We start from the raw sequence: 8197 nt of genomic DNA on the forward strand, positions 1-8197 counted from the left end.
GAAGTCCCCACCCCTTTGCTGGGGGTGGGGTGGTTAGTTCAGGGGCGGTCACCTCGTTTGTTGCGGTGTTTCATGCGGTAGGAGTCGCCGTCGGTGATGACGACGGTGGCGTGGTGCAGGAGCCGGTCGAGGATGCTGGCGGCGGTGGTGTGTTCGGGCAGGAACCGGCCCCATTGCTCGAACGGCCAGTGCGACGCGACGGCCAGCGAGCGGCGTTCGTAGGCGGCTGCGACCAGCCGGAACAGCAGCTGGGTGCCGGTGTCGTCCAGTGGCGCGAACCCGATCTCGTCGAGGATCACGAGGTCCGCGCGCAGCAGGGTGTCGATGATTCGGCCGACGGTGTTGTCTGCCAGGCCGCGGTAGAGGGTGTCGACTACATCGGCGGCGGTGAAGTAGCGGACCTTGTGGCCGGCGGTGACCGCAGCGTGGCCGAGCCCGATCAGGGTGTGGCTCTTGCCTGTCCCCGGTGGACCGATAATCGCGAGATTGTGTTGCGCGCGAACCCATTCCAGACTCGACAGGTAGTCGAAGGTGGCTTGCGGGATCGACGACGCCGACACGTCGAAGCTGTCGAGAGTCTTGGTCACCGGGAACGCGGCGGCCTTGAGCCGGTTGGCCGCGTTGGAGGCGTCGCGGGCAGCCAACTCGGCCTCGATCAGAGTCCGCAGCACCTCTTCCGGTGTCCAGCGCTGGGTTTTCGCGACCGCCAGCACCTCCGGCGCGGTGCGCCGGACCGTGGCCAGCTTCAACCGCCGCAGCCCAGCGTCGAGATCGGCGGCGAGTTCCGGAATCGGCTTGGGAGCGACGATTTTCGATCGAGCTGTGGTCACGAGGCGCTCCCGTCACGAGTGATCTTGTAGGCATCCAGGGACCGGATCGGTGCGGTGGGCAGGTCCAGCACCAGCGCGTCACCGGCCCCCCGCGGCTGCGGGGTGCCGGTGCCAGCGGCGAGGATGGAGCGGACGTCGGCGGCGCGGAACCGCCCGAACGCGACCGCCCGCCGCAACGCCGCGACCAGCGCGGCTTCGCCGTGGGCGGCGCCGAGCGCGAGCAGGATCTCCAACTCGGCGCCGAGGCGGGTGTTGCCGATCGCGGCCGCGCCGACCAGGAACGCTTCCGCGTCCGGCCCGAGGGCGCAGAACTGCTGTTCTGCAGTGGTTTTCGGACGCGGCCCGCGGTTGGGCGCGGGCCGGGGCCCGTCGTAGTGGTCATCGAGGATCGACGCGTCACCGGGAGCGACGAGTTCGTGCTCGGCCACGATCACCCCGGTCGCCGGTTCGAGCACCAGCAGCGCGCCGCAGTCGAGGACGATCTGCACTTTCTCACCGATCAGGCGGGTCGGCACCGAGTAGCGGGCCGACCCGTAACGCACACACGAGAGCCGGTCGACCGTGCGCGTCACCGCCGGTGCACCGACCTCGAGCCGCAGCGACGGCAATCCCCGCAACAACTCCCGCTCGACGACCAGGCGTTCGTCGGGGACGGCACAGATCTCCGAATGCACCAGCGAGTTCACCTCCGCGCACCAGGTCCTCGCCGCCGCGTTGGCCTCGCGCAGGCTCACGGCCGTCCCGGTCATCGCGGCCTCGGTCAGCAGCGGGACCGCCAGATCCCGCTGGGCATAGCCACACAGGTTCTCCACGATGCCCTTGGACTGCGGATCGCTGCCGTGACACCAGTCGGGACGAAAACCGTAATGTGTTGCGAACCGAACGTATTCGGGTGTCGGGACGACCACGTTCGCGACCACCCCGCCCTTCAGGCAGCCCATCCGGTCGGCGAGCACCCGGGCGGGGACGCCGCCGATCGCGGTGAACGCTTCGGCGAGCATGGCCAGGGTGGTCGACTGTTTCTGGTCGGTGGCGAACGCGGTGAACCGCCACCGCGAGAACGCCAGCACCGCACAAAACAGCTGCAACCCAGGCGCGGCCTCGGCCCAATCGATCACCAGATACTCACCCGCCGACCACACCGCCGGACGACGACCCCGATGATTATCCTTGCGCCACAACGCTTTCTGCTCCGACACCAGGCGCCGGAAATTCCGTGGCGACCCCTCGTAACCGGCAGCGCGAGCGGCCGGTAACAGCCGCTTGGCCGAGATCCGGCCCTTCGACTTGGCGACCCGTTCGGCGACCAGATCCTGCACCGAGTCGTAATTTCGGGACCGCGGTGCCCGCTCCGGCGGCCGGCCGCCGGCCTCGACACGCTCGACGACCCGTTTCACCGTCTTGTGCGTGGTGCCGCACAGCTCGGCGGCCCCCCGATAGGTTCCGACCTCTCGATAGGCGGAAATGATGTCCATTCGCTCCCTCGCAGACTTCAATGGAACTCCCTGGGCAGTGACGGAATGACAGTTGGCGCTATCACCGTCACCGCCCAGGCCATGAGCTCCGGGCATGACACGACGAGCAAGAGGAATGGGGACTTCTACCTGGCCGCCAGCGGCGACCTACAACCAGCCACCAGCGGGGACTTTGTCACGGCCATGGACACAGACTCGCGGTCGCTTCAGCGCTGGAGTCGAACCGGACGACGTGGGTCAGGGTCAGTACGGTGTCGGGAGCCGCAGCGTTCATGTCGATATCGGCGCCGCCGGCTTCGATCGATGCGAGCTGGTGAGGGTCGCCGATACAGCGGATTGTCGCGCCGCGATCGGCCAGATATCGGAGCAGGCGAAGGCGTTTGCGGTTCCCGATTTTGGTGTGCTCGTCGACGATCACCAACGTGTCGGGGTTGATATCGAGGACCCATTGCGGCAACGACGGTGGATACTCGCGGCCGAGATAGGGGTTGTTCGGTGCGGGTGTGTGCCGGTGCAGGACATCGAGGACCTTGTCGACGGTCTCGACTCGGTGGTTGATCGACTCGCCGAGTACCGCTGCTGCGGCTGCGGTCGGGGCGAGCCCGAGGACTTGGCCGCCGCTGGCCGTCCACGCATCCGCGAGTACTGCCATCGCGGTGGTCTTGCCCGAACCTGCGGGTGCGTTGGTGGTGCGGACACGCAGATTCGATGCGGCGAAGCCTTCGATCATGCTGACTTGTCCGGTGTTGAGTGGTCGATCCGGGTGTGTGGCGTTGTAGTCGGCGACTGCGGTGGCGATGGTTTGTGCGGGGAGTTGGCGGGCGCCGGGCTGGATCGAGAGATCTATCAGCTGCTGCTCGACCGACAGGATGCGCGTCGAGGTGTAGAGCTGGCGGTCCGGCGAGGTGTAGACGCTAGTGCTGTCGCGGCGCTGCAACACGATCGGTACAGCACGGAGTTCGGGCTCGTCGGTCAGATCCGGATCCTGTTGGGCGATGGCGTGGGTGGGGTAGATGGTCTCGGCGAGTACCGCTTCGGCGACGTGTTCCCAGTCTTCGCCGGCGACGTGACCGCGAAGTTGACGTTCGATTTCGGCGCGCAGATTGGTGGTCGTCCAGGTGGCGCGGTGTTCGGATACGACGTCGATGACGCGCTCGGCGGCGCGGGTGATCCAGTGCTCGGTGATCTGCGGGCGAGACACGCGGAGCGGATTCAACGTCGCATGGACCATGCGTGCCAACGCCTTTCGACCTCCGAGCAGTCGCTCGGCTTCAGCGCGCCAGGTATTGCGCTGCTCGGCAAGGGAGTGCGGAAGGTGTTTGGCGGGGCGGGTTTCGAGGGTGGCACGCTCGGCGAGATCGAACACTTCTCCTGGTGTTGGTTCGCGTCCGTGGAGAGTTTGGAACTGTGCGGTGAGCTCGCCGAGGCGGGTGGTGATCGCGGTGTCGCGGCGCGACCAGGCGGTGATCAACGGTGCTGGGATGCCGAGGATTTCCCGGATCGGGCGTTTGGCGGGGTCTTGGCCGGGGCGTTCGGTGAACTCGACGCCGACGGTTCGTTCGAGGTGATGTTCGAGGCGGGTGTTGTAGATCTCCGAGACCGTTACCATCGCGCGGTAGATCTGGGTTCCGTCGAGGGTGCGCCACTTGCCGTCCAGGGTGCGTACGCGGTTGGCGATCAGCACGTGGGTGTGCAGGTCCGGGTCACCTGCGCGGCTGTCGCGGTGAGAAAAGACGGCCGCGACGATCCCTTCGACGTCGACCTGCCGGACCCCGTGGCGACCCAACCGGGTGAAGACCGCATGCTGCTCAAGCCAGCGCAATGCGTCGGAGATGGCCGCGTGGTGTGCGGCCTCGATCTGCTCGGACACCGCCCGTGGTGCCACCGCCCACAGCACCGAGACTGTCTTGACCGGTGAGAAGGTGATGTCGAAACCGGCGACCGCGGTGGTGTGCGGGCGCGAGTTCTTGGCCACCCACCCCGACAGTTCGCGCGCATCAATCGGTGGCCGGTCGTAGGTTTCGGTGAACATTTCGGATGCGACATGGGTGCGGATCTGCGCCCGATCCGCATCGGAAATAGCATCGCCGGGAGGTAAATCGTGCGCGATATTATGTTGCTCGAACGCCTTCGCGCACCGTTTCCGGAACTCGGAAACATCGGCATAGAGCGGGAATGGATGACCCAAACGGGTCGCTTTGTCGGCGGCTCGGGTGGCGTCCTTGTGCTTGGCGCCGAGTTCCATCTGCTCGTTGTAGACGCGGTCTTCGATCGCCTCGGCGTTCGGATGGCGGCCCAGTCCGAACAGAGACTTCATCTGTTCCTCGGTGACCTCCTCACCAGGATGGATGTCCAGGCCGGCCAACCCGGAGCCGTGCCAGCGGCCCGGCGTCTCACCTCGTGCGGAGTAGTAGTCGGCGAGGCTGGAGCGGCCTCGGGAAGTGGCATCGTTCGCGGCGACATTGCGGAGATAATATTGATACCCATTGCCTGCCACGACTTTATGGATCGTCGCGGTCATACCTCCAGCAAGCACCTCGGGCTCGAATTAGTCCAGGCGTCGGACCCATCTCATTAGTATCAAATCCGCCAAAACCCCTGGTAGTTATCGAATCGTTATCCTTGGTGCAAGAGGTCTGCTTGCGAGAAAGGTGGAGAAAGTGGGTTTGGTGGTCATGGCGGGGAGAAGTGTAGATGCGAGAGGGAGCGGTGCGGAGGGTGGTGGAAGGTAGTTGGGCTGGTGCGCAGTGGTTAGGTGTGCTGGTATCCCGAGGTTCACGAGGGGAGGGAGAAACGACGAGAGACTACGCGTTCGGCGGGCACCGGGGAACGGTGGGCCGTGCACAGTCTGGGACAGCAACGCTGACGATGGGATTGGCAGGAGGGTCGGCATGCGGCGAGCCGACTAGCATGGCGGCTCATCGACGGCAGTTGGCGTGACTGAGCGGCGTCTTGCGCAGCGTGGGCCGCGGCGTGGGCGCGATGCTTGGGGCAAGACTCAGTCGGGGCTGGCGCGGGCTTATAGTGCGAAGAGCTCTGGTGGGCGGTTGCCGAGAGGGGATGCGAGGTGGGCGAGCTTCGGGTTGAGGTGGATCGACTCCGGGAAGCGGCGCGATTCATCTCGGAGAAAGCCCAGCGCATCAAGGATGGTGTCGGCAAGCTCGATGGCACGGTTGGGCGCGAGTTGCTTATCGACGGGTGGCAGGGCAAGGCCGCGTCTGCCTACGACGAGTCCTGGGTCGAATGGAAGCAGGGCGCCGAGCTGATCGTTGCTGCCCTGGAAGATTCAGCGGCGAATCTGTTGACGGCGGCGAATGAGTACGAGCTGCGCGATACCAATTTTCGGGACGCGATCGACCGAGCCGGTGGGCAGGTGTAGGCCGGTGGCAGACGACTATCGAGTCAATCTGAGCCAGCTCGACGAAGCGGTCGCGGCGATGGCTGCCTTCGGCGCCGAGGTCGAGGGTTTACTGCGCGAAGTCGACGTCAAGGTCGCCGAGCTACACCTGTCGTGGGAAAGCCGGGCTGCCCAAGCGCAGCGTGCCGCGCACGACCGATGGATGGCCGGCGCGGCGGAGATGCGCGAAAACCTCGACGAACTGCGTGAGGTCGCGCGCCGTGCACATACGAGTTACAGCCACGCTGTACAAACCAACGTGGAGATGTGGCCGCAGTGACCACACCGACTGTGCCGCTGATCGTGCACCGCGCCCAGGAGTACACCTCCGCCGGCGAGGTCTTCGGTCAGATGTCGACCGATACGGTGACCACTCACTCCGCGCTGGTCGCGGTGCTGACCGCGTACAAGGGGATGGCGGGCAGCGACAGCGTCGGCACCGAGTGGGCTGCGGGCTATGACGAGGCCGCGCAGCTGGCGATCTCGACGTCATCGAAACTGGCTACCGCGTGTGGCCAGACCCGGGACCTGATCGTGGTCAGTGCCTACAACCATCAGGTCGCCGAAGCGGCGGCAAACCTGCGGGAGCTGCCCACGCCACCGACGCCGTCGCTGTGGAGTGATCCGTGTCTGCCCGAGACCGCGCCCTCTGCGGCCGGGGACGGGATACCCGAGCCGTTCGGGTGGTCCTTCGTCAAGGACATTGTCGGGTGGGCTTGGCCCAACGGTCATCAGGATCAGCTCAACGGCGCCAAGGCAGCGTGGCATACCGCGTCCTCGGACTTCCGCACTGTGGCCAGTGCCGTGCCGAGCGCGGTCGGTCTGCTTGCGAACCAGCAGTCGCCCGAGATCGAGATCGGGATTCAAACGTGCAATACCCGCCAGGCGGATCTGAACGCGCTCGCCGACGTCTGCCAGGCGCTCGGTGACGCGTGCGGCGAATACGCCCACCACCTCGACGAGGCGCACAGCAAAATCCTCGACGAGCTCAAAGACATCGCGATCGAAACTGTCGCCGCCGAAACGGCTTTCGCGATCCTGGCACCGGTTACCGCTACTCTGTCCGAGTGGGTCGGCAATGTGGCTTTGGTCGCCCGCATCACCACCAAAGCGAGACGCATCGCGACCGTCATTGCCGAGCTGGCTGCCAAGGCAGCGAAGATCGTGGCCGACGTCGTGCGGCCGCTCGTGCAACGGTTGAAGCCGCTGGTCGAGAAGATCCGCACCTGGGTCCAAGCGGCCCGCACTAAATTCCTCGGCCGTAGTGGACCCACCGCCTTGTACTCCCGCGGTGGCGCCCTGACCAACCGGGAAGTCCTGGAAGGCAACATCGGCCTGAACCGGGACATGGACACGATCGAGCACTACGCCCAGCTGGCCGGCATCGATCTCCGCGGCGCCAAGATCGAGATCCTCGACGACGCCGACACGATCTCCTACCTGGACTTCCAAGGCGCCATCGCACGAACCGATGCTCTCGGCGTCCAACTCGGGCCGGCCGCCTTCCAAGACGCGGAAACATTGGTGCGTACCCTGGCGCACGAGAATGTGCACGTCCGCCAATACGCGGAAGGCCAGATCAACTCGATGACACGGGCACTGGAGGACGAAGCCTACGCAGCCGAGGACGGCTTCGTCGACACTTGGCGGAGGAATACGCAATGACCGACGGACACTCGCAACTGATCGTAGAGCGGGTCGACTACCTCCCTAGCCGACCCGACTGGATCTTCGTCACCGGCACCCTGTCCGGCGAGCCGGTCAGCGTCGGCGACGAGGTATCGATCTGTCACGGCGGGCAGGCAACAAGCACGACCGTCAGATCGATCGAGATCCACACTCGGCCAGGGAAAACGACCATCCTGCTCGATGCTGGGCTCCGGCCGATCGTCACCGCCGGAACCGTTATCGACCGTCAGGGATGACCGGTGGCCGACATCGAAGCGTGGGAGCGGCAGCTTGAGCGCGAGCTCGACGAGATCCGCCGCAGCAGTGCACAACTCGCGAACGCGATTGCGGCGGTGCGAGGGCGCGGGGAAGGACGTGGCGTCCTCGTCGAGGTCAACGCTGATGGCGACATCACCACGATGCAGATTGCCCCGGCCGTAATGCAATGGAGCAGTACTCAGCTCACCAGCGTCCTGATCGATTGCCATAGCAAAGCCCGAACCGAGGCCAAAGCAAGAGTCGAACGTATCCTCGCCAAGGCCGACCCACGCCTCAGTAGACAGCTCCCGCAGCAACACCACCAAACTGAGCCAGCGGCTCGAGCTCAGCTGACAGAGGAAGAAATCCAGCATGCCGACGACGCGTACTTCGAGCGGATGAACCGCGACGGCTGGACCAATAGCCACTAACCACAGCACTCACCAGTTGAATCGCCTGTAAGTATCGGGAGACTCCCGACCCACCGGGGCGGTTCACCAGCCAGGACACCGTCTGGCCGATCGTCCGTGGAATCCGTCCGGAATGGGACGACCTGATCAGCTTCGTGT

Annotated in this window: 8 protein-coding genes; 5 read left to right on the top strand and 3 right to left on the bottom strand. The window is 65.4% G+C overall.

Annotated elements, in window-relative coordinates:
* Positions 1 to 38 precede the first annotated feature (38 nt).
* From istB to mobF, 3 genes are all read right to left on the bottom strand, one after another.
* Complete coding sequence (gene istB, locus OH799_RS32695) at positions 39 to 830, bottom strand: IS21-like element helper ATPase IstB (RefSeq protein WP_406265551.1); 792 nt, start codon at positions 828 to 830, stop codon at positions 39 to 41.
* Complete coding sequence (gene istA, locus OH799_RS32700) at positions 827 to 2326, bottom strand: IS21 family transposase (protein WP_406265554.1); 1500 nt, start codon at positions 2324 to 2326, stop codon at positions 827 to 829. Before istA ends, istB begins: the two co-directional genes overlap by 4 nt.
* Positions 2327 to 2480: 154 nt before the next feature.
* A complete protein-coding gene (mobF, locus tag OH799_RS32705; protein ID WP_406272316.1) occupies positions 2481 to 4826 on the bottom strand; it encodes a MobF family relaxase in 2346 nt (781 codons plus the stop codon).
* A gap of 546 nt (positions 4827 to 5372) precedes the next feature.
* On the opposite strand from mobF, the gene OH799_RS32710 reads away from it, so the two are divergent.
* The 5 genes from OH799_RS32710 to OH799_RS32730 are packed head-to-tail and all read left to right on the top strand — an operon-like array spanning position 5373 to position 8059.
* On the top strand, positions 5373 to 5684 hold the full coding sequence (locus OH799_RS32710; RefSeq protein ID WP_406272319.1) for a WXG100 family type VII secretion target: 312 nt from the start codon (positions 5373 to 5375) through the stop codon (positions 5682 to 5684).
* Between the two features lie 4 nt (positions 5685 to 5688).
* Positions 5689 to 5982 (top strand): WXG100 family type VII secretion target, encoded by a 294-nt coding sequence (locus OH799_RS32715; protein ID WP_406272322.1) that lies wholly within the window; start codon positions 5689 to 5691, stop codon positions 5980 to 5982.
* A complete protein-coding gene (locus OH799_RS32720) occupies positions 5979 to 7367 on the top strand; it encodes a hypothetical protein (RefSeq protein ID WP_406272325.1) in 1389 nt (462 codons plus the stop codon). Before OH799_RS32715 ends, OH799_RS32720 begins: the two co-directional genes overlap by 4 nt.
* The gene (locus OH799_RS32725) at positions 7364 to 7627 is read left to right on the top strand and encodes a hypothetical protein (RefSeq protein WP_406272327.1); all 264 of its coding nucleotides are present in this window, start codon (positions 7364 to 7366) and stop codon (positions 7625 to 7627) included. The genes OH799_RS32720 and OH799_RS32725 overlap by 4 nt, the downstream gene beginning before the upstream one ends.
* A 3-nt stretch (positions 7628 to 7630) precedes the next feature.
* Positions 7631 to 8059 carry a hypothetical protein gene (locus tag OH799_RS32730; RefSeq protein WP_406272330.1) on the top strand — a complete coding sequence of 143 codons (429 nt, stop codon included), beginning with the start codon at positions 7631 to 7633 and terminating at the stop codon, positions 8057 to 8059.
* The last annotated feature ends 138 nt before the right edge of the window (positions 8060 to 8197 follow it).

It is taken from the genome of Nocardia sp. NBC_00881, assembly GCF_045207455.1.
GTDB lineage: Bacteria > Actinomycetota > Actinomycetes > Mycobacteriales > Mycobacteriaceae > Nocardia.

Excerpts from the sequence above, each read along its gene's own strand:
- mobF (WP_406272316.1), bottom strand. The coding sequence starts at position 4,826 with ATGACCGCGACGATCCATAAAGTCGTGGCAGGCAATGGGTATCAATAT.
- OH799_RS32725 (WP_406272327.1), top strand. The coding sequence starts at position 7,364 with ATGACCGACGGACACTCGCAACTGATCGTAGAGCGGGTCGACTACCTC.